This is a genomic window from Geodermatophilus tzadiensis, assembly GCF_003002915.1.
In the GTDB taxonomy this organism is placed as follows: domain Bacteria; phylum Actinomycetota; class Actinomycetes; order Mycobacteriales; family Geodermatophilaceae; genus Geodermatophilus; species Geodermatophilus tzadiensis.
Genome location: NZ_PVTG01000008.1, coordinates 53736 through 74777 on the forward strand (window position 1 = coordinate 53736; position 21042 = coordinate 74777).

The window sequence follows — 21042 nt, forward strand, 5'->3', positions numbered from 1 at the left end:
GGCAGGGGGTCCTCTCTCAGCCGACCGCGTCCTCCGCGGCGAGGTCGGCGGCCCGGTCGGGGTCGGCGAACGCCTCGGCGAGCGCCTGCCGCAGCGGCCAGGCCCCGGCCCGCCAGGCCAGCGCCCGGCCGAGCGCGGGCGGGGTGCCGTCGACGTGGTCGGCGTCGCCGTCCGGCCACCAGGCCACCGGCCGGCCGTCGACGAGCAGCGGCTCGTGGACGGCGACCTCGCCGTCGAGCTCCGCGACGCCCAGCCGGGCCGCGGCCAGCTCCGCTCCGGGCAGCGCCGACCACGCCTGCCGCCGCGCCGGGCGGCTGGTCACCGTGCCGGTCACCCGCTCGGAGGCCAGCGGCAGGTCGAGCAGGTCGGCCACGGCGGCCGGCGCCCCGCCCGCGGGGACCAGCAGCCCGTCGACCAGCGGCTGCACCCACGGCGCGTCGAGCACCAGCACCGGCTCGCGGCCGGGGTCGGCCACCCGGTCGGGCGCCACCCGCACCCCGGCCGGCGGGTCGACGTCCACCCCGTCGAGGGCCTCGGCCAGCCGCGCGTAGACGGTGCGCAGGACCGCCGGCGACACCGTCCGCTCCGGGTCGCCGAGCCGGTCGAGCAGGTCGAGGGCGGCGTCGACGTCGGCGAGCACGTCCCCGACGGTCGCGGGCGGGCGCAGCCGCTCGAGCACGTCCGGCGGCCCGGACGCCGGTTCGTACAGCCCCTGCAGCTCGCGGCTGCCCGGCGCGGCCAGCCGGTCGGGTCGCCGGCCGCCGAGCACCGGGTGGGTGGTCAGCCACCAGCGCAGGTAGCCCGGGGCGGCGACGCCGTCGAGCACGACGTCGGCCCACGCCTCCTCCGGCGCGCCCGCCAGCAGCGCCAGCGCGCCGGCCCAGTCGGCGACCAGCTCCAGGTCGCGGACGGCGCACAGCGGCGGCCAGGCCGGCGGCGGGCCGGGCGGCAGCCGGTCGAGGACGGCGTCCGCCCAGGCGCCGGCGGCGTCGACGTCGAGCTCGTCCGGGTCCTCCGCGCGCACCAGCGCGAAGGTGACCAGCACGCCGGCCGCCCGCAGCGCCGCCGGGTCCTGGCCGTCGGCGAAGGAGGGGTCGAGCAGGCCCAGCGCGCCGTCCTGCAGGACCGCCGCGAGCGGGGCGCCGGGCATCAGCAGCTCCCCCGCCGGCGCCCAGGCGCCCGCGGCGTCCGGCAGCGCCAGCTCGGCCAGCCACGGCAGCTCCCCGGGCGCGGTCCCCGCGGCGCCCACCAGCGCGAGCACCGCGCGGGCCAGGTCGGCGGGGTCGGCCCGGCCCCAGTCCTCCTCGACGGCGTCCACCGACTCCTCCACCGCGGCGCGCACCGCCGGGTCGGCGAGCACCGCCGCCGCGGTGGCCGGGGAGGCGCCGAGCCGCTCGAGCAGCCGTCGCGCCGCGGGCGGGGCGACCGCGTCGGGGTGCGCCACCCGCAGCGACAGCGGCCCGAGCCGGCCGACCGGGAGGTCGTCGGCCGGCAGCAGCACACCGGCCGGGCCGGGCGCGGTCCGCCCGTCGGCCAGCGGGACGGGCAGCGCGCCGAGCTCCTCGCGGTCGGCGCCGTCGAGGGAGGCGTAGAGCCGCGCCCACCACCGCGGGGGCCGGGCCACCCCGCCGACGGCCTCGGCCACCTCCGCCGGCCCCACCCGCCGGACGCCGAGCGCGGCCAGCGCCGGTGCGCCCGCGCGCCCGGCCCAGCCGGCCGGCAGCAGGCCCGGCACCACCCCGGCGAGGACGGCGGTCCGCTCCTCGGCGACGCCGTCGTGCGCGGCGTCGTCGAGGGCGGCGGCACGCTCGGCGGTCTGGCGGGCCTCCGGGTCGTCGGCGAGCGGCAGCCACGCCGTCGTGCGCAGCCGGTCGAGCGCGGCACTGCCCAGGGCGGCGTCGAGCTCGGCGGCGGCCAGGCCGATGCGCGGCACGAGGCCCAGGACGGCGGGATCCGGCGCCAGCGCGGCGAGCAGGCCGGCGTAGGCCTCCGCGCAGACGTCGACCAGCGCGTCGGTGACCGGCCCGGGGGCGACGTGCCGCCGGTCGGGCCCGAGCGGGAAGGGGGCGACCAGCCGGGCGGGCAGCGACAGCGGCTCGTCGCTCGGGGTCGGCGCGTGCACCACCTGGCGCACCGGCAGCGGCTCGGGTCGGCCGTCGTCGTCCAGCGGCACCGCCCAGGTGACGGCGTACCCGCGGCGGGCGCGCTCCTCGACCGGGCGGCCGGCGAACAGCTCCTCGGCCAGCTCGCCGGTGCGCTGCTCCAGCCGCCACGTGCGCGTCCGGTCGCCGTCGCGCAGCCGGGCCAGCGGCGAGGTGTGCGAGCAGGCCAGGGTCCGGGTCACGCCGTCGACGACCACCTCGATCTCGGTCAGGCCCGGCAGCGCGAGCAGCAGCTCGGCCTGCAGCGCCTCGAGCGCCGTGCGGACGGCGACGCGCGAGCCCGGGCGCAGCGGCAGCACGACCTCGGTGGCGTAGCCCCCGGGCGGGGTCCCCTCGGCCGGCCAGGGCAGCCGGAGCACCGGGACCGCGCCGTCGCGACGGGTCAGCTCCCCGGCCAGCGCGGGCACGTCGGCGACCTCGGCGCGGGTGCGCGCGGCGCTGAAGCGCACACCCCCGCCGGTGGAGTGCACGGCCGGCTCGTCGGTGACGGTGAGGACGGCGGCGAAGCCCACCCCGAACCGGCCGACGCTCGGGATCGGCGGCCCGCCCGCACCTCCGGACCGGCCGGCGGTCTGCGACTCGTCGCGCTTGGCCGACGCCCGCAGGCTGGCCAGCCCGCTCACCCCGGCGGCGTCCAGCGGCGCCCCGGTGTTGGCCGCGTGCAGCACCTCTCCCCCGCCGCCGACGTCGGCCAGCTCCAGCCGCAGCCGCCCCGGGACCCCCGCGCGGGCGGCGGCGTCGGCGGCGTTCTGCGCCAGCTCGACCAGCAGCCGGTCGCGGTAGCCGCCGCGGACGAGGTCCTCCTCGGCGTTGGCGTCCTCGCGGAAGCGCGCCGGGGAGTCGGTCCACGCGGCCAGCACGCGGCGGCGCAGCTCCGCGGTGGCGAAGGGGTCGGACACGGTCCTCAGCATGGCAGCGCGCGCGGCCTCCGAACCGGTCCACGAGGAGACCTACGCGCCGGTAACTTGCCGGGTACCCTCCGCCGCATGTCGCTCGCCGAGCAGATGGCCACGGTCACCGACGCCGCCGCCGGCACCGTCGACCGGCACGCCACCACCGAGACCTTCGAGTCCACCGACCCGGCCACCGGCGCCGTCGTCGGCGTCTTCCCGGTGCACGACGCGCGGGCGGTGACCGGGACCGTCGGACGCGCCCGGACGGCGGCGCCGCGCTGGGCCGGGCTCGGCTTCGACGGCCGCCGGCAGCGGCTGGCCGCCTACCGCGGACACCTCGCCCGGCAGGTGCACGAACTGGCCGACCTGGTGCACCGGGAGAACGGCAAGCCGCACGCCGACGCGGTCCTCGAGACCGCGCTGGCCATCGACCACCTGGCCTGGGCCGGGGCCCACGCGCGCCGCACGCTCGGGCCGCGCCGCGTGCGCGTCGGCGTGCTGGCGGCCAACCACGCGGCCTACCTGGAGTACCAGCCGCTCGGTGTCGTCGGGGTCATCGGCCCGTGGAACTACCCGGTGTTCACACCGATGGGCTCGATCGCCTACGCGCTGGCCGCGGGCAACGCCGTCGTCTTCAAGCCGTCGGAGCACACGCCCGCCGTGGGCGCGTGGCTGGCGGCCGCGTGGCGGGCCGCCGTCCCCGACGTCGCCGACGCCCTCCAGGTGGTCACCGGCGCCGGCGAGACCGGCGCGGCGCTGTGCCGGGCGGGCGTGGGCAAGCTGGCGTTCACCGGGTCCGCGCCCACCGGTCGCAGGGTGATGGCCGCCTGCGCCGAGACGCTCACCCCGGTGCTCCTGGAGCTCGGCGGCAAGGACGCGATGATCGTCGACGACGACGCCGACGTGGCCGCCGCCGCCGACGCCGCCGTCTGGGGCGCGATGAGCAACGCCGGGCAGACCTGCATCGGCATCGAGCGCGTGTACGCGACCTCCGCCGTCTACGACCGGTTCGTCGCCGAGGTCACCGAGCGGGTCCGCGGCCTGCGCCCGGGGTCCGACGACCAGGCCGCCTACGGGCCGATGACGATGGCCGCGCAGACCGACGTCGTGCGGCGGCACCTCGAGGACGCGACGTCGTCCGGCGGCCGGGCGGTGCTCGGCGGCACGGTGGACGACGGGTTCATCGCGCCGACCGTGCTGCTCGACGTCCCCGAGTCCTCCGCCGCCGTGCAGGAGGAGACCTTCGGGCCGACGCTGACCATCAGCCGCGTCGCCGACGCCGAGGAGGCGCTGGCGCGCACCAACGCGACGTCCTACGGGCTGGCCGGCGCGGTGTTCTCCCGGTCGAGGGCCCGGGCGATGGACCTCGCCCGCCGGATGCGCAGCGGCATGACCAGCGTGAACTCCGTGCTCACCTTCGCCTCGGTGCCGGCGCTGCCCTTCGGCGGCGTGGGCGACAGCGGCTTCGGCCGCATCCACGGCGAGGACGGGCTCAAGGAGTTCACCCGCGCCAAGGCGATCACCCGGCAGCGCTTCCGGCTGCCGGTGGACCTCATGTCCTTCAGCCGCCCGCCCGCCGCGGCCGACACCCTGGCGCGGGTCGTGTCCCTGGTGCACGGGCGCCGCCGGTGACCGCCGCCGCCTGACCCCACCGGGGGGCGTTCCTCGCGCACCGGGGGTCCTGCAGGACCGGCAGTGCGCGAGGAACGCCCGCCGAGCGCGCGGAGGAGGGCCGCTCCTCAGCCGTGGGTGGTGGCGGCCGAGGCGGTGGTGGGCTCGGTCGGGACGGCGGGCGGTCCGGCGGGGGCCGGACGGCGGCGGATCGAGATGGACAGCGCCGCGGCGACCAGGCACAGCCCACCGGCGAGGAACCAGGCCAGGTCGTAGGAGCCGGTGACGTCGCGGATCACGCCGCCGCCGAACGCCGCGACCGCCGAGCCGACCTGGTGGGAGGCGAACACCCAGCCGAAGACCACCGGCGCCCGGGCGCCGAAGTGCTCGCGGCACAGCGCCAGCGTCGGCGGCACGGTGGCCACCCAGTCCAGGCCGTAGAAGACGATGAACGCGATCATGCTGACCTGCAGGTCCGGCCCGAACAGGGGCGGCAGCAGGAACAGCGAGAAGCCGCGCAGCCCGTAGTAGGCCAGCAGCAGCACCCGGGGGTCCACGCGGTCGGTCAGCCAGCCGGAGAACACGGTGCCGGCGATGTCGAAGACGCCCACGACGGCGAGCAGCCCGGCCGCCGTCGTCACCGGCATGCCGTGGTCGTGCGCGGCGGGGATGAAGTGCGGCTGCACCAGCCCGTTGGTCGACGCCCCGCAGATGAAGAAGCCCGCCGCCAGCAGCCAGAACGGCCGCGACCGCGCCGCCTGCACCAGCCCGCGGACGGCGGTGCGCGCGGCGCCGGTGCGCACCGGGTCGACGTCGTCGGCCGCGGTCCCGCCGTAGGGGACGGCGCCGACGTCGCGCGGCCGGTCGCGCAGCAGCCAGGCCACCAGCGGGACGACGGCGAGCGCGGCGGCCGTCGTCCCCAGCGACGCCGCCCGCCACCCGCCGCTGGTCTCCGCCACCGCGGCGACCACCGGCAGGAACACCAGCTGCCCGGTCGCGCCGCCGGCGGTGAGGATGCCGCTGACCAGCCCCCGGCGGGCGACGAACCAGCGGCCGGTCACCGTGGCCACCAGCGACAGCGCCATCGACCCGGTGCCCAGCCCGACGGCGAAGCCCCACAGCAGCACCAGCTGCCAGCTCGCCGTCATGAACACGGTCAGCCCGCTGCCGAGCGCGGTGAGCAGCAGCGCGGCGACGACGACCCGCCGGATGCCGAAGCGCTCCATCAGGGCCGCGGCGAACGGCGCGGTGAGCCCGTAGAGCGCCATGTTCACCGCGACGGCGGCCGAGATCGTCGACACCGACCAGCCGAACTCCGCGCGCAGGGGGTCGATGAGCACGCCGGGCACCGCGCGGAAGGCCGCGGCGCCCACCAGCGCCAGGAAGGTCACCGCGGCCACCCACCACGCGGGGTGCACGCGGCGGGTGCGGGCGGGCGCGCTGGTCATCACGAGTGCAGAGCATGGCCGACGGCCCGGCGGCCGGACCAGTGGCCCGACGGCCAACACGTGCAAGGATCCGGCCATGAGTGCACCGGCGCCGGCGCCCCGCCCGCACGAGGTGGTCGTCGTCGCCGTCGACCGGGTCGTGGGCTTCGAGCTCGGGCTGCCCTACCGCCTGCTCGGCCTGGCGGAGGACGAGCACGGGCGCCCGCTGTACCGGGTGCGGGTGGCCACCCTCGACGGACGGCCGGTGCGCACCGCGGACGGCTTCGCGGTGCTGCCCGAGCACGACGGGTCGGTCCTCGCGGAGGCCGAGACGGTGGTCGTCCCCGGGATCATGGGCGGCCCCGCCGTGCGCGAGGGCCGCATCCCCGGCGAGCTGCGCGACGCCCTGCGGCAGGCGGCCGGGCGGGCGCGGATGGTGTCGGTCTGCACCGGCTCCTCGGTGCTCGCCGCGGCCGGCCTGCTCGACGGGCGGCCGGCCACCACCCACTGGCGCGACGCCGACGCCTTCCGCCGCAACTTCCCCGCCGTCCGGCTGGACCCCGACGTGCTGTTCGTCGACGACGGCGACGTGCTCACCTCGGCCGGGGTGGCCGCGGGCATCGACCTGCTGCTGCACCTGGTGCGGCGTGACCACGGCAGCGAGGTGGCCAACCGGGTGGCGCGCCGCAACGTCGTCGCCCCGTGGCGGGAGGGCGGGCAGTCGCAGTTCGTCGAGCGGACGCTGCCCGAGCCGGGGGACGCCGGGACCGCGCCCACGCGCGCCTGGGCGCTCGAGCACCTGACCGAGCCGCTGACGCTCGCCGACCTCGCCCGGCACGCGCGGATGAGCGTGCGCACCTTCACCCGGCGGTTCCGGGAGGAGACCGGTTCCTCGCCGCTGCGCTGGCTGGCGGCGCAGCGGATCGCGCTGGCCCGGAGGCTGCTGGAGTCCACCGACGCCTCGGTCGACCGGGTCGCCGCCGAGGCCGGGTTCGGCACGCCGGCGTCGCTGCGCCAGCACCTGCGGGCCGCGATCGGGGTGGCCCCGGGCGCCTACCGGCGCACCTACCGCGGGGCCTGAGGCTCCCCCCGACGGGTGGGGTGTGACACGCGACTCCCCCCTCGACGGCAGTTCCCGGGCCCGCGTCTGGTTGAGTGGGACGTACCGGCGCCGCCCTCGCTCATCCGGAGCTGCAGGACTCGACGTCGGGCTGGTGCAGCGCCACCGAGGTGCGCCCGGCTGTCCGACGTCGCCGACGGCGCGACCCGCCCCTGACCGGGCCGGCGTGCGCCCGTGTGCGGTGACCGAGGACGGCGACCCGAGTACCACCGAGGAACCCATGACCTCCCCGCAGTCCCCCACGTCCGCCGGTTCCCGGCCCCGCCGCCGTCGCGGTGGCCGCGGCCGCGGCGCCGGCAGCCCGACCGCCGGCACCCCCGCCGGCACCGCCACCGGCACCGCCACGACGACGGCCCCGGTGGCCGCGCCCGCCGAGATCCCCGCCGGCGACGTCGCCACCGTGCTGCCCACCGACACGACCTTCGCCGAGCTCGGTGTGCCCGCCCCGCTGGTCGAGGTGCTCACCGCCAGCGGCATCACCGCGCCGTTCCCCATCCAGGTCGCCACGCTGCCCGACTCGCTCGCCGGCCGCGACGTGCTCGGCCGCGGCCGCACCGGCTCGGGCAAGACCATCGCCTTCGCCCTCCCGCTGGTCGCCCGGCTGGCCGCCTCGACCACGCGGCGCCAGGCCCGCCAGCCGCGCGCGCTGGTGCTCGTGCCGACCCGCGAGCTGGCCAACCAGGTGCTGGCCACCGTCGAGCCGCTGGCCACCGCGCTCGGCCTGCGCGCCACGACCGTCTTCGGCGGCGTCGGCCAGAACCCGCAGGTGCAGGCGCTGGCCGCCGGCGTCGACGTCGTCGTCGCCTGCCCGGGCCGGCTCGAGGACCTCGTCGGCCAGGGCCACGCCGACCTGTCCGCCGTCGAGGTCACCGTGCTCGACGAGGCCGACCACATGGCCGACCTGGGCTTCCTGCCCGGCGTCAAGCGGCTCCTGGACCGCACCCCCCGCGGCGGCCAGCGGCTGCTGTTCTCAGCCACCCTCGACAACGGCGTCGACGTGCTCGTCAAGCGCTACCTCGAGTCGCCGGTGACCCACTCGGTCGACCCGGCCGTCGCGCCGGTGGCCGCGATGACCCACCACGTGTTCCAGGTGTCGGCGACGGACAAGGCCGACGTCGTCCGGGAGCTGGCCTCCGGGCTGGGCCGCAGCGTGCTGTTCACCCGCACCAAGCACCAGGCCAAGAAGCTGGCCAAGCAGCTCACCGCGGCCGGCGTCCCGGCCGTCGACCTGCACGGCAACCTCAGCCAGAACGCCCGCGAGCGCAACCTCGAGGCCTTCAGCACCGGCGGCACCCGGGTGCTGTGCGCCACCGACATCGCCGCCCGCGGCATCCACGTCGACGACGTCGCGCTGGTCGTGCACGTCGACCCGCCGACCGAGCACAAGGCCTACCTGCACCGCTCCGGGCGCACCGCCCGCGCCGGTGCCGGCGGCACGGTGGTCACGCTGTCGACCCCGGACCAGCACGCCGAGGTCCGCACGCTGACCCGCCAGGCCGGCATCTCACCCGTCGTGGCCTCGGTGCGCCCCGGCGCCGAGCAGATCACCGCGCTCACCGGCCCGGCCGCGCCGCACGTCGAGCCGGCCCCGGCGCCCGCCCCGCAGCCCCAGGGCCAGGGCGGCGGCGGACGGCGGCGCCGCGGCGGTTCGGGCGGCGGCGGGTCGGCCGCCACCCCCGCGGCCGGCGGTGGCCGCAGCGGCTCGGGCCGCGCCTCGGGCCCGGCGCGCACCCGCGCCGAGCTGGCCGCGCGGGCGGGCACGCACACCGCGGCGTCGTTCAGCGGCCGCTCGCGGCGCGGCGGTCGCTGAGCCCGGCGGGGTTCACGCCGGGGACGGTCGGGAAGAGGACCCCCGACCGTCCCCGACGACCCGAGGAGTGCCCGTGGCACTGCCCATCACCCTCTCCGAGATCGGCCCGCGCATCTCGGCCGGCGCGTTCATCCTCAACAGCGGGCTGGGCAAGCGCGCCGCCGACGACCAGACCGCGGCCGGCCTGCACGGCTTCGCCACCGGCACCTACCCGTTCCTCAAGGACGTCGAGCCCCAGCAGTTCGTCCGGGTCCTGTCGACGGCGGAGATCGCCGTCGGCGCCGCGCTGCTGACGCCGTTCGTGCCCACCGCCCTGGCCGGCGCGGTCCTCACCGGCTTCGCCGGCGGCCTGCTGGGCCTGTACCTGCGCACGCCCGGCATGCACAAGGAGGGCAGCCTCGCCCCGACCGAGCAGGGCCTGTCCATCGCCAAGGACGTCTGGCTGCTCGGCATCGGCGTCGGCCTGCTCACCCGCGGCACCGTCGACCGCGGTGACCGCAAGGTGAGCCGGGCGGCCAGGACGCTGGCCAAGGCCAACCGGAAGGTGTCCAAGGCCGAGCGCAGGGCCGAGCGCAGGGCCGCCTGAGGAAGGACCCCGTCCCCCTCACGCCTCGCAGGCTCGGCGCGAGCCTCCGGACGGGGCCGAGGAGCGCAGGTGCCTGCGGCGCCGCATCAGCTGCCGGGCAGGAACACCGTCCCGACCAGGCGGCGGCGGCGTGATCCGCCGGGCCCGTGCGCCAGCCGCCCGGCCAGCACCCCGCGCAGCTCCGCGAGCAACGCGGCGAACTCCTCGTCGTCCAGCCACAGGCCGGTCATCCGGTAGCCCACCCCGTCCCGGGCGGCGTCCAGCCCGCCCGGGACGGCGGCGGCGCCGTCGACCCACCGGTCGAAGTCGGCCAGCAGCGCGGCGACGAACGTGCCGAAGGCCCGCCGGTGCTCCTCGGGCCCCATGGCCGCCGCCTCCTCCGGCCCGACCGAGGCCGCCGCCGGAACCAGCCGGTAGGTCCGCTCGGTGCTGCCGCGCACCCGCCGCTCCCCCACCACCTCCAGGACGCCGGCCTCGGCGAGCACGCCGACGTGCCGGTAGAGCGTCGCGACCGGGACGTCGGGCAGCTCGGCGTGCAGATCGCCCGTGGTCAGCGCCCGGTCGCCGAGCAGCGCCTGGACGACGCGCAGCCGCACCGGGTGCAGGAGCAGGTCCGCAGACGCCACGCGCCCCACCTTTATCAAGATTGACAATGGTCTCAGGTTCGAGAACAATGGTGCCATGGCCACGATCCGAACGACAGCCGAGACCCTGACCGTCACCCTCACCCGCGCCGAGAAGGTCCTCGGCCTGCTCCGCGACCTCGAGGTCCCGCTGTCCGCGGTGCGCTCGGTGGAGGTCGTCCCCGACGGCCTCGCCGCCGCCCGCGGGCTGCGCGCCCCCGGCCTGGGCCTCCCGGGCCGGCGCCTGATCGGGACGTGGCGACGGCGGGGGACCCGCACGCTGGTCAGCGTGCGCCGCGGCGAGCCCGCCGTGCGGATCGGCCTCGCCGGGCAGCGCTTCGACACCGTGCTGGTGTCGGGCGCCGACACGGCCGACGTCGCCGCCTCCCTCACCGCGGCCGTCCCCAGCGGGCGCTGACGGTGCGCGAGGTCGCGGTGACCGTGCCCGGTGAGCCCCCGCTCGCCGGCACGCTCACCCTCCCCGACGTCCCCGGGCCCGTCCCGGCGGTGCTGCTCGCGCCGGGGTCGGGCCCCCTCGACCGCGACTCCGACCACCGGCGGGCGCGCTTCGGCGTGACCCGCGCGCTGGCGCACGCCCTCGCCGAGGGCGGGCTCGCCTCGCTCCGCTACGACAAGCGCGGCGTCGGCGGCACCCCCGGCGACTGGCGCCGGGCCGGCCTGCACGACGGCGCCGACGACGTCGCCCGCGCCCGCGACGCGCTGGCCGCCCGGCCCGAGGTCGACGGCGACCGGGTGGTGCTGGCCGGCCACAGCGAGGGCGCGCTGCTGGCGGCCGCGGTGGCCGCGCGCGGCGTCCCGGTGGCCGGCGTCGTCCTGCTCGCGGCGTCGGCCACCCCCGGCGACGAGCTGCTGCGCTGGCAGGCCCGGCAGCTCGGCCCGACGCTGCCCGCGCCGGTGCGGGGGCTGCTGCGCCTGCTGCGCACCGACCTGGAGGCGAAGGTCGCGGCCAACCACGCGCGGATCCGCGCGACCACGACCGACGTCGCCCGCGTCGGCGGCGTGCGGGTCAACGCGCGGTGGACCCGCGAGTTCCTCGACCACGACCCGCGCACCGACCTCGCCCGGCTGCGGGTGCCGGTCCTCGCGGTGACCGGGAGCAAGGACCTGCAGGTCCGGCCCGGGGACCTCGCGGTGGTCGCGGCGACCGTGCCCGGGCCGGTCGAGACCCACCTGGTGCCCGACCTCACCCACACGCTGCGCCGCCAGCCGGGCGCGGCGTCGCTGCGCGCCTACCGGGGCGAGCTGCGCCGGCCCGTCGACGCGGAGGTGCTGGCGACCGTGGTGGCCTGGTGCCGGCGCACCACCGCCGTTCCGTCCCCGTCGTGATCCGGGACCGGAAGGGCTTTCCGGGAGGTGCTGCAAGGTTGCAGGATCGCCTCCCATCGGGGGGCCGCTGAGGGGGCGGGACCCCGCCGGCTCCAGGAGGCTCGCGTGCCCCGTCCCACCCGCCGTTCCGCGGCCCTCGTCCTCGCCCTGGGCCTCGGCCTGCTGAGCGGCTGCTCCGACGACGGCGGCACCAGCGCCGACGCCGCCACGGCCAGCAGCCACGCCGAGGGCGAGCACTCGGAGAGCCCGTCGGCGAGCGCGTCCGGCGAGGCCACCCCGTCGAGCAGCGCCGCCGGGGGCAGCGCGGCACCGGAGAGCGCCGCCCCCACCAGCGAGGCCGCTCCCCCGGTCGAGGCGCAGACCGTCACCGCCACCGAGGGCGAGATGTTCATCGAGCTCTCGCAGGACTCGTTCTCGCCCGGCGAGGTCACCATCGAGGTGGTCAACGAGGGCAACGCCACCCACGACCTGGTGGTCGAGCGCGACGGCGCGGACGTCGTCGCGAGCGACTCCATCGGCCCGGGGCAGTCGACCACGGTCACCGTGACCCTCGAGGCGGGTGAGTACGTCTTCTACTGCTCCATCGGCAACCACCGGGCCATGGGCATGGAGACCACCGTGACGGTCGCCGCGTGACCGGGGGCACCGCGACCCGACCCCCGCGGACCGGCGTCGCCATCGGGGTGCTGCGGCTGGCCGGCGCGGTCCTGCTGGCCGCGATCGCCGTCATCCACGTCTACCTGTGGCAGCAGGGCTACAGCGGCATCGAGGTCATCGGCCCGGCGTTCCTGGTGCAGGCGGTGCTCGGGGCCGGTGGCGCGCTGCTGCTGCTCGTCGCGCCACCGCGCCTGGTGTCGTGGGCGGCCGTGCTGGGGGCGCTGTTCGCCGCCGGCTCGCTGGCCGCGCTCCTGGTGTCGACGACGGTCGGCCTGTTCGGCTTCGTCGAGTCGACCGTGGCGACGCTGTGGTGGGAGTCGTTCTGGGTGGAGGTCGCCGCCGTCGTCGTGCTGGTGACGCTGGCGGTCCTCGCCCGGCGGCGCGCCGCCCGCTGAGCGCGGGCGGCGCGCCCTGGCTCAGCTGCCGGAGGAGAAGGCCGCGTCGAAGGCGGCGGCCGGCGGGTCGAACGCCAGGCGGCGGACGAAGGCCAGTGCCTCGGGGGCACCGACCAGGCGGTCCATGCCGGCGTCCTCCCACTCCACCGAGATGGGCCCGTCGTAGCCGATGGTGTTCAGCATCCGGAAGCAGGCCTCCCACGGGACGTCGCCGTGGCCGGTGGAGACGAAGTCCCAGCCGCGCCGCGGGTCGGCCCAGGGCAGGTGCGAGCCCATCCGGCCGTTGCGCCCGTTGCCCACCTGGCGCTTCGCGTCCTTGCAGTCGACGTGGTAGATCCGGTCCTTGAAGTCCCAGATGAACCCGACCGGGTCGAGGTCCTGCCACACGAAGTGCGAGGGGTCCCAGTTCAGGCCGAAGGCCTCGCGGTGGCCGATGGCCTCCATGGTGCGGACCGTCGTCCAGTAGTCGTAGGCGATCTCCGACGGGTGCACCTCGTGGGCGAACCGGACGCCGACCTCGTCGAAGACGTCGAGGATCGGGTTCCACCGGTCGGCGAAGTCGCGGTAGCCGTCCTCGACCATCGACTCGGGCACCGGCGGGAACATCGCCACGGTCTTCCAGACCTTCGACCCGGTGAACCCGACGACGGTCTTCACGCCCAGCTTCGCCGCGGCGCGGGCGGTCAGCTTCATCTCCTCGGCCGCGCGCTGCCGGACGCCCTCCGGGTCGCCGTCGCCCCACACGCGCGGGTGGACGATGCCGCGGTGCCGCTCGTCGATCGGGTCGTCGCAGACGGCCTGGCCGTTGAGGTGGTTGGAGATGGCGAAGACCTGCAGGTCGTACCGCTTGAGCAGGTCGAGCTTCTCCTGCACGTACGCGTCGTCGTTGGCGGCGCGCTCGACGTCGAGGTGGTCGCCCCAGCAGGCGATCTCCAGGCCGTCGTAGCCCCACTCGGAGGCCAGCCGGGCCACCTCCTCGAAGGGCAGGTCGGCCCACTGACCGGTGAACAGGGTGACGGGACGGGGCATCAGTCGGTCCTCTCGGGGTCCTGGGCGGCGATCGGGGTCCACACGGAGTCGGCCGCGGCGCTGCGCTCGACGGCGTCGAGCACCCGCTGCACCTGCAGGCCGTCGGCGAACGAGGGGACGGGGTCCTCGTCCTTGGCGATCGCGGTCACCAGGTCGACGACCTGGTGGGTGAAGCCGTGCTCGTAGCCGAGGCCGTGCCCGGCCGGCCACCACGCGGCGATGTAGGGGTGCTCGGGCTCGGTGACGATGATCCGCCGGAAGCCGGCCCGCTCGGCGGGCTCGCTGCCGTCGAAGAACTCCAGGACGTTCATGTCCTCGAAGTCGAAGGCCAGGCTGCCCTCGGAGCCGTTGACCTCGATGCGGATGCCGTTCTTGCGGCCCAGCGCGAAGCGGGTGGCCTCGAAGGTGGCCAGCGCCCCGCCGGAGAAGCGGGCCAGGAAGACGGCGGCGTCGTCGACGGTCACCCGGCCCATGCCCTCGCCGGCCGTGCCGGACAGCGAACCGGCCGAGGCGGGGAGCGGGCGCTCCGTGACGAAGGTCTCCAGCAGCGCGCTCACGCCGGTGAGGGTCTCGCCGGTGATGTACTGCGTCAGGTCGACGACGTGCGCGCCGATGTCGCCGAGCGCGCCGGAGCCGGCCTTGTCCTTCTCCAGCCGCCAGGACATCGGCGCGGCCGGGTCGGCGATCCAGTCCTGCAGGTAGGCCGCGCGCACGTGCCGGATCCGGCCGAGGCGGCCCTCGGCGACCAACCGGCGGGCCAGGCCGATGGCCGGCACCCGCCGGTAGGTGAAGCCGACCATCGAGCGCACGCCGCGGGCGGCGGCGCGCTGCGCGGCCTCGGTCATCGCCTCGGCCTCGGCGACGGAGTTGGCCAGCGGCTTCTCGCACAGGACGTGCTTGCCGGCCTCGAGCGCCGCGATGGCGATCTCGGCGTGGGTGTCGCCGGGCGTGCAGACGTCGACCAGGCCGACGTCGGCGCGCTCGACCACGCGCCGCCAGTCGGTCTCGGTCTCCGCCCAGCCGAGCTTGCCGGCGGCCTCGGCCACCCGGTCGGCGTCGCGGCCGGCGAGCACCCGGAGGTCCGGGCGCAGCGGCAGGTCGAAGAAGTGGGGGGCGGTGCGCCAGGCCTGCGAGTGCGCCGCGCCCATGAAGGCGTAGCCGATCAGGCCCACCCCGAGGGTCGGCCGGTCGGGCGAGGTCATCGGGTTCTCCTCGGGGAGGGAGGCGGGGCCGCCGGCGACCGGCGGCCCCGCCCCGGGGGGCTCAGGACTCGAAGGCTGTGTCGATGTACTGGTCGACGTTGTCCGCGGTGACGACCGGCGCGTTGAGCACGATCTGGCGCGGGATCTCGACCTCGACCAGGTCGGACAGGGCCTTGTCCTGCGCGATCAGGCGGGCCAGGCGGACACCGTCGGCAGCCTGGGTCGACGGGTAGATGACCGTCGCCTGCAGCACCGAGTCGCCCTCCTGGATGGACCGCATGGCGTTGGCCGAGCCCGCGCCGCCGACCATGAAGAACTCGTCGCGGCCGGCGCTCTCGATCGCGGCCAGGACGCCGACGCCCTGGTCGTCGTCGTGGTTCCAGATCGCGTCGATCTGCGGCGCCGCCTGGAGCAGGTTGGAGGCCGCCTCCTCGCCGCCCTCGACGGTGAAGTCGGCGGCGACGCGGTTGTCGACGTTCAGCCCGCACTCGGCCAGCGCGTCGGCGAAGCCCTGGCTGCGGTCCTGGGTCAGGGGCAGCGAGTCGATGCCGGCGATCTCGGCGACGACGGCGTCGGGGGTGTCCCCGAGCTGCTCGCAGATGTAGGTGCCGGCCGACACGCCCATGCCGTAGTTGTCGCCGAGGATCGTGGTGCGGGCGGCGAAGGGGCTGTCGAACTCGCGGTCGACGTTGATGACCGGGATGCCGGCCTCCATCGCCTGCAGCGCGACCGGGGTCATCGCCGCGCCGTCGAAGGGCAGCAGCACGATGGCGTCGACGCCGTCGTTGATGAACGTCTCGACCTGGCTGATCTGGGTGCTGACGTCGTTGGTGCCCTCCGCGACCACCAACTCCACGTCCTCGTACCCCTCGGCCTCGGCGCGGGCGGCCTCGGTGATGCCGGCCATCCAGCCGTGGTCGGCGGCCGGCGCCGAGAAGCCGATGGTGACGGTGTCGCCGGCCTCGTCGTTGTCGCTGGCGGCCTGGTTGCCGCCACCGCCGCTGCTGGACTCCTCGGGCGTGTTGCTGGTGCAGCCGGCCACGAGCACGCCCGCGCTGAGCAGGGCGACCGTGGCGTACGGCAGGCGGCGGAACGGACGCTGCCTCGTTGCGGACATGCTCTCTCCTCGGGTGTCGCCCCCTGTGCGGGAGCGGGGTGGGTTCCCACCGGACGGAGGACCGGTGGGGAGTGCGGCCGGCGCGCGTGGGGAGGGCGCGCCGGACTGTCGGTGGGTGCGGTCAGGGGGTCGTGCCGCCGCCGGCGGCGGACCGGGCCCCGCCGGGACCGCCGTCGGCGGTGGTGCCGCCGGAGACCGCGCCCGACGGCGCACCGCTGAGCGCGGGGCCGCCGGCCGTGCCGCCGGAGGACGGCCGGCGGAAGCTGAAGCCGCCGGTGGCCAGGCGCTGCTGCAGCAGGACGGCGGCGATGATGATCACGCCGCGGGCCACGGCCTGCGCCGAGCTCGACAGGTTGTTCAGCGTGAAGACGTTGCCGAGCGTGGTGAAGATCAACACGCCGAGGACGGTGCCGACGATCGTGCCGCGGCCGCCGATGAGCAGCGTGCCGCCGATGACGACGGCGGCGATGGCGTCGAGCTCGTAGAGCGTGCCGTGGGTCGAGCTGCCGGTGGTCGTGCGGGCCATGAGCATCACGGCCGCGATGCCGCAGCAGACGCCGGACAGCACGTAGAGCTTCACCGTGTGCCGCTGCACCCGGATGCCGGCCAGCCGGGCGGCCTCGGCGTTGCCGCCGACGGCGAAGGTGCGCCGGCCGAAGGTGGTGCGGTTGAGCAGCACCCACCCGGCGACGGCGACCAGCACGAAGATGATCACCAGCGTCGGGATGCCGAGGACGTCGCCGGAGAAGAAGCCGAGGAAGTCGCGGTCGCGCACGATCTGGGTGCGGCGGTTGGCGATGATCTCGGCCAGGCCGCGGGCGGCGGCCAGCATCGCCAGCGTCGCGATGAACGCGGCCAGTCTCCCGTAGGCGATGACCAGGCCGTTGACCAGTCCGGCGACCGAGCCGACGACGACCGCGGTGAAGACCATGACGATCCAGTGGACGTCCTCGGCCATCTGCTGGGTGGCCAGCGTGGTGGCCCAGACCGAGGCCAGTGCCACCAGCGCGCCGACCGACAGGTCGATGCCGCCGCCGATGATCACGAACGTCATGCCGACGCTGACCACGCCGATGACCGAGGCCAGCCGCAGGATCGTCAGCACGTTGTCGACGCTGGCGAAGCGGTCCCCCGCGGTGGCCAGGCCGACGACGCAGAGGAGGACCAGCGCGACGACCAGGCCGAAGTTGCGGAAGAGCGGGCCGGCCAGCAGGCCGCCGCCGGAGCGGCCGCGGCCCTCCGCCGCGCCCGTGTCCGTCGCCGTCGTCGTCACCGTGCTGCCCTGGCTCATGCCACGGTCCCTTCGTGCTGCGTCTTCTCGAGGCGCGTCGTCCCGGCGCCTGTCGGGTGGTGGAGTTCCGGCGCGACGCCGTGCGTGGTGGTCCCCTGCATGACGAGGTCGAGCACGCGGTGCTCGTCGAGGGCGCCGGCCGGCTCCTCGGCCATGACCCGGCCCTCCGCGATGACGAGCACGCGGTCGGCCAGGCCCAGGACCTCAGGGATCTCGCTGGAGACGACGACGACGGCCACGCCGCGGTCGGCGAGGTCGCGCACCAGCGCGTAGATCTCCGAGCGGGCGCCGACGTCGACGCCGCGGGTGGGCTCGTCGAGCAGCAGCACCCGGCAGTCGCGCAGCAGCCACCGGGCCAGCACGACCTTCTGCTGGTTGCCGCCGGAGAGGGTGCGCACCTCGCGCGTCTCGTCGGCGGGGCGCACGTCGAGCGAGCGGACCTGCTCGCGGGCGGCGCCGCGCTCGGCGGCCCCGGCGAGGAAGCCGCCGCGGGAGAACCGGGCCAGGCTGGAGATGCTGATGTTGCGGGCCACGGACTCGCCGAGCAGCAGCGCCTGGCTCTTGCGCTCCTCGGGGGCCAGGCCCACGCCGGCGGCGACCGCGGCACCGACGTCGCCGCGCCGCAGCACGCGGCCGCCCACGCGCACGGCCCCGCCGGTGGCCCGGCGCGCGCCGTAGACGGTCTCGAGGATCTCCGAACGCCCGGAGCCGACGAGCCCGGCCAGACCGACGATCTCGCCGGGCCGCACGGTGAAGGAGACGCCGGAGAAGGAGCCGCGCAGCTCGAGGTCCTCGACCTCCAGCAGCGGCGGGGTGCCGGCCGGCACCGCGGTGCGGCGCTCCGGGAAGACGTACTCGATGGTGCGGCCGGTCATCAGCGTGATGACCTCGCGGGTGGGCGTCTCGCGGGCCGGGAGCCCGGTGGCCACCGTGCGGCCGTCCTTGAGCACGGTGATCCGGTCGCCGATCTCGCGGATCTCCTCCAGGCGGTGGGAGATGTAGACGACCGCGACACCGTCGGCGGTGAGGTCGCGGATGACGGCGAAGAGCCGCTCGACCTCCTCGTTGTCCAGCACCGCGGAGGGCTCGTCCATGATGATCAGCCGCGCGTCCTGCGACAGCGCCCGCGCGATGCTGACCATCTGCTGCGAGGCCGCCGACAGCGAGCCGACCTCGGCGCCGGGCCGGATCTCGGGGTGGCCGAGCCGGGTGAGCAGCTCGGCGGCCCGCCGGTTGATCTCACGGGGCCGCACGAAGCCGAGCTGCGCCTGCTCGCGGCCGAGGAAGACGTTGTCGGCGACGGTGAGCCCGGCGACCAGGTCGAGCTCCTGGTAGATCGTCGCGATGCCCAGCCGCAGGGCCGCCTGCGGGTTGCCCAGCGTGACCCGCTCGCCCTGCCAGGTGATGACGCCCTCGTCGGGCTGGTGGGCACCGGCGAGCACCTTGATCAGCGTCGACTTGCCCGCGCCGTTCTGGCCGAGCAGGCAGTGCACCTCGCCGGCCCGCACGTCGAGGTCCACCCCGCCGAGGGCCCGCACACCGGGGAAGGTCTTGACGATGCCCTGCATCTCCAGCAGCGGCGCACCTGCCGGCGCCGCCGCCCGTGCCGGCGCGGTCACCGGGCGCCTGCCCGTGTGCCGCCGGTGGTCGGCCGTCGTGTCCTGGCTCCCACGGCGCTCCTCCCGACTTCTGCTCATCGTTGACCATTAGTCCGCTGAGCGGAGAACATATGAGCCGAGTCACCGGGAGGTCAAGCCCCCGGGCGGGGGGAGACCGGATCGAGACGTGCGCGGACGCCGGGAGTGGCGCGTCAGGGAGGGCGGCGCCCCGGGGGTCAGCGGGCGACGGCGGCGCGCTCGAGCGCCTGGTGGACCGAGTCCTCGTCGAGCCAGCCCTCGATGGCCATGAGCGCGGCGCCGACCCGGCCGGAGAGGTCGGGCGCCTCGCTGACGGTGATCTCCAGCGCCCGGGCGGCCAGGGGCATCGAGCGGGCGTAGACGGCCTCGCGGATGCCGGCGAGCAGCGGCACGCCGGCGCGGGCGACGCCGCCGGACATGACGATCCGGTGCGGGTTGAAGAAGTTGACCAGGGCGGCCAGCACGGTGCCGATGGTGCGCCCGGCGGCGCGGACCAGCTCCAGCGCCTGGCCGTCGCCGAGGGCGGCACGCTCCACGACCTCGCGGGTCGTCGTCACCGGCATCCCGGCCGCCTGCGCGTCGCGCAGCAGCGCCCCGCCGCCGGCGATCGCCTCGAGGCAGTTGACCTGGCCGCAGCGGCAGACGACCTCGCGGCCGTCGGCGGTCGGGACGTAGATGTGCCCGATGTCGCCGGCGCTGCCCTGGGCGCCCCGGTAGACCCCGCCGTCGACGATGATCCCGCAGCCGATGCCGGTGCCCACCTTGACGACGAGGACGTCCTGCACCGACCCGGCGACGCCCATCTCGCCGAGCGCCATGACGTTGACGTCGTTGTCGACGAACACCGGGCAGCCGTAGCGGCCGAACGCCGACGGGATCGGGTGGTCGTGCCAGCCGGGCATGATCGGCGGGTGCGAGGGCCGCCCGGTCGAGAACTCCACCGGGCCGGGGACGCCGACGCCGACGGCGCACACGTCGGCCGGGGTCAGCCCCGCCTCGGCGAGCACCTGCTGGGCCAGCCGGTCGACCTCGGCCAGCACCCGGTCGGGGCCCTCGGCGATGTCGATCGGGTGGCCGACGGTGGCCAGGACCTGCGCCGAGAGGTCGGTGACCGCCACATCGACGCTGGTCACCCCGAGGTCGACGGCGAGCACGCACCCCGCCGCGCTGTTGAACCGCAGCAGCGTCGGCGGCCGCCCGCCGGTGCTCCAGCCGCGGCCGCCCTCCTCCAGCAGCCCCGCGGCGATGAGCTGGTCGACGCGCGCGCTGACGGTGTTGCGCGCGGCGCCGGTCAGCGCGACCAGCTCGGCCCGGCTCCGCGCGCGACCGGTGCGCACGTGGTGGAGCAGCGCGCCGGCGGAGGCGGAGGAGGTGGCCATGGGGTCATGGTGACACGCCACCGGCCCTCCCCCCGCCGGGCGCCGTCGCCCCGGCGAGTGCCTCGCGCAGCACCGCGGCGACCGCGTCGGGGTGCGTCTGCGGGGTCATGTGCGCCGCGCCCGGCACCTCCACCAGCGACCCCCGCGGCGCGGCCGCGGCCACCTGCCTCGCCCAGTCGCCCGGGCACAGCCGGTCGCGGGTTCCCCGGACGACGGTCACCGGCACGCCGACGGCCCGCAGCCGCGCGTCGATCCGGTCGGGGGCGGCGACCCGCCACAGCGCCCGCATCGCGCGCGGCCCGGTCGAGAGCCACTGGAGGAGCACCAGCGGCAGCTGCCACCACGGCTCGCGCAGCGCCGTCCGCAGCCACCACGTTCCCAGCCGGCGGACCGAGTGCAGCCGCGGGTCGGTGGTGGGGCCGAGCAGCACCACGCCGGCCACCCGGGGGTCGACGGCGGCCGCGGCGACCACCTGGCAGCTCTGCGAGTGCCCGACGAGCACCACGGGTCCGGTGCCCAGGCGGGTGCGGAGCCGGGCGGCCAGCACGTCGAGGCCGGGAACGGGTGCAGAGCGCCCCATCCCGGGTAGGAGGACCAGGTCGGCGGCCACCCGCCGGCGCAACCGCCGCGACGACCGGTCGTCGAGCCCCAGGCCCGGCACCAGCACGAGTCGGGGGATGACCGGGCGCACCGGACCGGTTGTACCCAACGGCGGTACCAGCCGCGAGCGCACCGAGAGGCCGCCGTGACCGGGAT

18 protein-coding genes are annotated in these 21042 nt (G+C 76.6%); 8 read left to right on the forward strand and 10 right to left on the reverse strand.

Features of this window, described 5'->3' with window-relative positions:
• Positions 1-16 precede the first annotated feature (16 nt).
• Complete coding sequence (locus LY71_RS11900; RefSeq protein ID WP_245887851.1) at positions 17-3061, reverse strand: hypothetical protein; 3045 nt, start codon at positions 3059-3061, stop codon at positions 17-19.
• Positions 3062-3148: 87 nt separating this feature from the next.
• Between LY71_RS11900 and LY71_RS11905 the strand changes: the two genes are divergently transcribed.
• Positions 3149-4687 carry an aldehyde dehydrogenase family protein gene (locus LY71_RS11905; RefSeq protein WP_106277712.1) on the forward strand — a complete coding sequence of 513 codons (1539 nt, stop codon included), beginning with the start codon at positions 3149-3151 and terminating at the stop codon, positions 4685-4687.
• Between the two features lie 107 nt (positions 4688-4794).
• Here LY71_RS11905 and LY71_RS11910 read toward each other — a convergent pair whose 3' ends face one another.
• A complete protein-coding gene (locus LY71_RS11910; protein WP_106277945.1) occupies positions 4795-6114 on the reverse strand; it encodes an MFS transporter in 1320 nt (439 codons plus the stop codon).
• A 76-nt stretch (positions 6115-6190) separates the two neighbouring features.
• Between LY71_RS11910 and LY71_RS11915 the strand changes: the two genes are divergently transcribed.
• The 3 genes from LY71_RS11915 to LY71_RS11925 all read left to right on the forward strand — a co-directional run bounded on the left by LY71_RS11915 (position 6191) and on the right by LY71_RS11925 (position 9609).
• Positions 6191-7174: a GlxA family transcriptional regulator gene (locus LY71_RS11915; protein WP_106277714.1), complete on the forward strand. Its 984-nt coding sequence runs from the start codon at positions 6191-6193 to the stop codon at positions 7172-7174.
• 259 nt (positions 7175-7433) lie between these two features.
• Positions 7434-9023, forward strand: a complete 1590-nt coding sequence (locus LY71_RS11920) for a DEAD/DEAH box helicase (protein ID WP_245887852.1) — start codon at positions 7434-7436, stop codon at positions 9021-9023.
• 73 nt (positions 9024-9096) lie between these two features.
• On the forward strand, positions 9097-9609 hold the full coding sequence (locus LY71_RS11925; RefSeq protein ID WP_106277716.1) for a hypothetical protein: 513 nt from the start codon (positions 9097-9099) through the stop codon (positions 9607-9609).
• Between the two features lie 86 nt (positions 9610-9695).
• Here the strand turns inward: LY71_RS11925 and LY71_RS11930 are convergent, their stop codons facing one another.
• Positions 9696-10235, reverse strand: coding sequence for a helix-turn-helix domain-containing protein (locus tag LY71_RS11930; RefSeq protein ID WP_211297293.1), 540 nt, complete (start codon positions 10233-10235; stop codon positions 9696-9698).
• Between the two features lie 55 nt (positions 10236-10290).
• Here LY71_RS11930 and LY71_RS11935 point away from each other — a divergent pair, with 55 nt between their 5' ends.
• The 4 genes from LY71_RS11935 to LY71_RS11950 all read left to right on the forward strand — a co-directional run bounded on the left by LY71_RS11935 (position 10291) and on the right by LY71_RS11950 (position 12631).
• On the forward strand, positions 10291-10650 hold the full coding sequence (locus LY71_RS11935; protein WP_106277720.1) for a hypothetical protein: 360 nt from the start codon (positions 10291-10293) through the stop codon (positions 10648-10650).
• 2 nt (positions 10651-10652) lie between these two features.
• Positions 10653-11579: an alpha/beta hydrolase family protein gene (locus LY71_RS11940; protein WP_211297294.1), complete on the forward strand. Its 927-nt coding sequence runs from the start codon at positions 10653-10655 to the stop codon at positions 11577-11579.
• 105 nt (positions 11580-11684) lie between these two features.
• Complete coding sequence (locus LY71_RS11945; RefSeq protein ID WP_106277722.1) at positions 11685-12215, forward strand: cupredoxin domain-containing protein; 531 nt, start codon at positions 11685-11687, stop codon at positions 12213-12215.
• Positions 12212-12631 carry a hypothetical protein gene (locus LY71_RS11950; protein WP_245887853.1) on the forward strand — a complete coding sequence of 140 codons (420 nt, stop codon included), beginning with the start codon at positions 12212-12214 and terminating at the stop codon, positions 12629-12631. Before LY71_RS11945 ends, LY71_RS11950 begins: the two co-directional genes overlap by 4 nt.
• 21 nt (positions 12632-12652) lie before the next feature.
• Here LY71_RS11950 and LY71_RS11955 read toward each other — a convergent pair whose 3' ends face one another.
• The 7 genes from LY71_RS11955 to LY71_RS11985 all read right to left on the reverse strand — a co-directional run bounded on the left by LY71_RS11955 (position 12653) and on the right by LY71_RS11985 (position 20977).
• Positions 12653-13660, reverse strand: a complete 1008-nt coding sequence (locus LY71_RS11955) for a sugar phosphate isomerase/epimerase family protein (RefSeq protein ID WP_106277724.1) — start codon at positions 13658-13660, stop codon at positions 12653-12655.
• Complete coding sequence (locus tag LY71_RS11960; RefSeq protein ID WP_106277726.1) at positions 13660-14862, reverse strand: Gfo/Idh/MocA family protein; 1203 nt, start codon at positions 14860-14862, stop codon at positions 13660-13662. Before LY71_RS11960 ends, LY71_RS11955 begins: the two co-directional genes overlap by 1 nt.
• 61 nt (positions 14863-14923) lie before the next feature.
• Positions 14924-15979, reverse strand: a complete 1056-nt coding sequence (locus tag LY71_RS11965) for a substrate-binding domain-containing protein (protein WP_106277728.1) — start codon at positions 15977-15979, stop codon at positions 14924-14926.
• A 121-nt stretch (positions 15980-16100) separates the two neighbouring features.
• A complete protein-coding gene (locus LY71_RS11970) occupies positions 16101-17270 on the reverse strand; it encodes an ABC transporter permease (RefSeq protein WP_106277730.1) in 1170 nt (389 codons plus the stop codon).
• The gene (locus LY71_RS11975; RefSeq protein ID WP_245887854.1) at positions 17267-18889 is read right to left on the reverse strand and encodes a sugar ABC transporter ATP-binding protein; all 1623 of its coding nucleotides are present in this window, start codon (positions 18887-18889) and stop codon (positions 17267-17269) included. The genes LY71_RS11970 and LY71_RS11975 overlap by 4 nt, the downstream gene beginning before the upstream one ends.
• Before the next feature lie 215 nt (positions 18890-19104).
• Positions 19105-20286 (reverse strand): ROK family protein, encoded by a 1182-nt coding sequence (locus LY71_RS11980; RefSeq protein WP_106277732.1) that lies wholly within the window; start codon positions 20284-20286, stop codon positions 19105-19107.
• Positions 20287-20290: 4 nt separating this feature from the next.
• Entirely contained in the window at positions 20291-20977 is a 687-nt protein-coding gene (locus tag LY71_RS11985) for an alpha/beta fold hydrolase (RefSeq protein ID WP_170121325.1), read from the reverse strand.
• Positions 20978-21042 lie beyond the last annotated feature (65 nt).

Excerpts from the sequence above, each read along its gene's own strand:
- LY71_RS11935 (WP_106277720.1), top strand. The coding sequence starts at position 10,291 with ATGGCCACGATCCGAACGACAGCCGAGACCCTGACCGTCACCCTCACC.
- LY71_RS11905 (WP_106277712.1), top strand. The coding sequence starts at position 3,149 with ATGTCGCTCGCCGAGCAGATGGCCACGGTCACCGACGCCGCCGCCGGC.
- LY71_RS11965 (WP_106277728.1), bottom strand. The coding sequence starts at position 15,979 with ATGTCCGCAACGAGGCAGCGTCCGTTCCGCCGCCTGCCGTACGCCACG.
- LY71_RS11920 (WP_245887852.1), top strand. The coding sequence starts at position 7,434 with ATGACCTCCCCGCAGTCCCCCACGTCCGCCGGTTCCCGGCCCCGCCGC.
- LY71_RS11960 (WP_106277726.1), bottom strand. The coding sequence starts at position 14,862 with ATGACCTCGCCCGACCGGCCGACCCTCGGGGTGGGCCTGATCGGCTAC.
- LY71_RS11980 (WP_106277732.1), bottom strand. The coding sequence starts at position 20,286 with ATGGCCACCTCCTCCGCCTCCGCCGGCGCGCTGCTCCACCACGTGCGC.
- LY71_RS11910 (WP_106277945.1), bottom strand. The coding sequence starts at position 6,114 with ATGACCAGCGCGCCCGCCCGCACCCGCCGCGTGCACCCCGCGTGGTGG.
- LY71_RS11970 (WP_106277730.1), bottom strand. The coding sequence starts at position 17,270 with ATGAGCCAGGGCAGCACGGTGACGACGACGGCGACGGACACGGGCGCG.
- LY71_RS11955 (WP_106277724.1), bottom strand. The coding sequence starts at position 13,660 with ATGCCCCGTCCCGTCACCCTGTTCACCGGTCAGTGGGCCGACCTGCCC.
- LY71_RS11915 (WP_106277714.1), top strand. The coding sequence starts at position 6,191 with ATGAGTGCACCGGCGCCGGCGCCCCGCCCGCACGAGGTGGTCGTCGTC.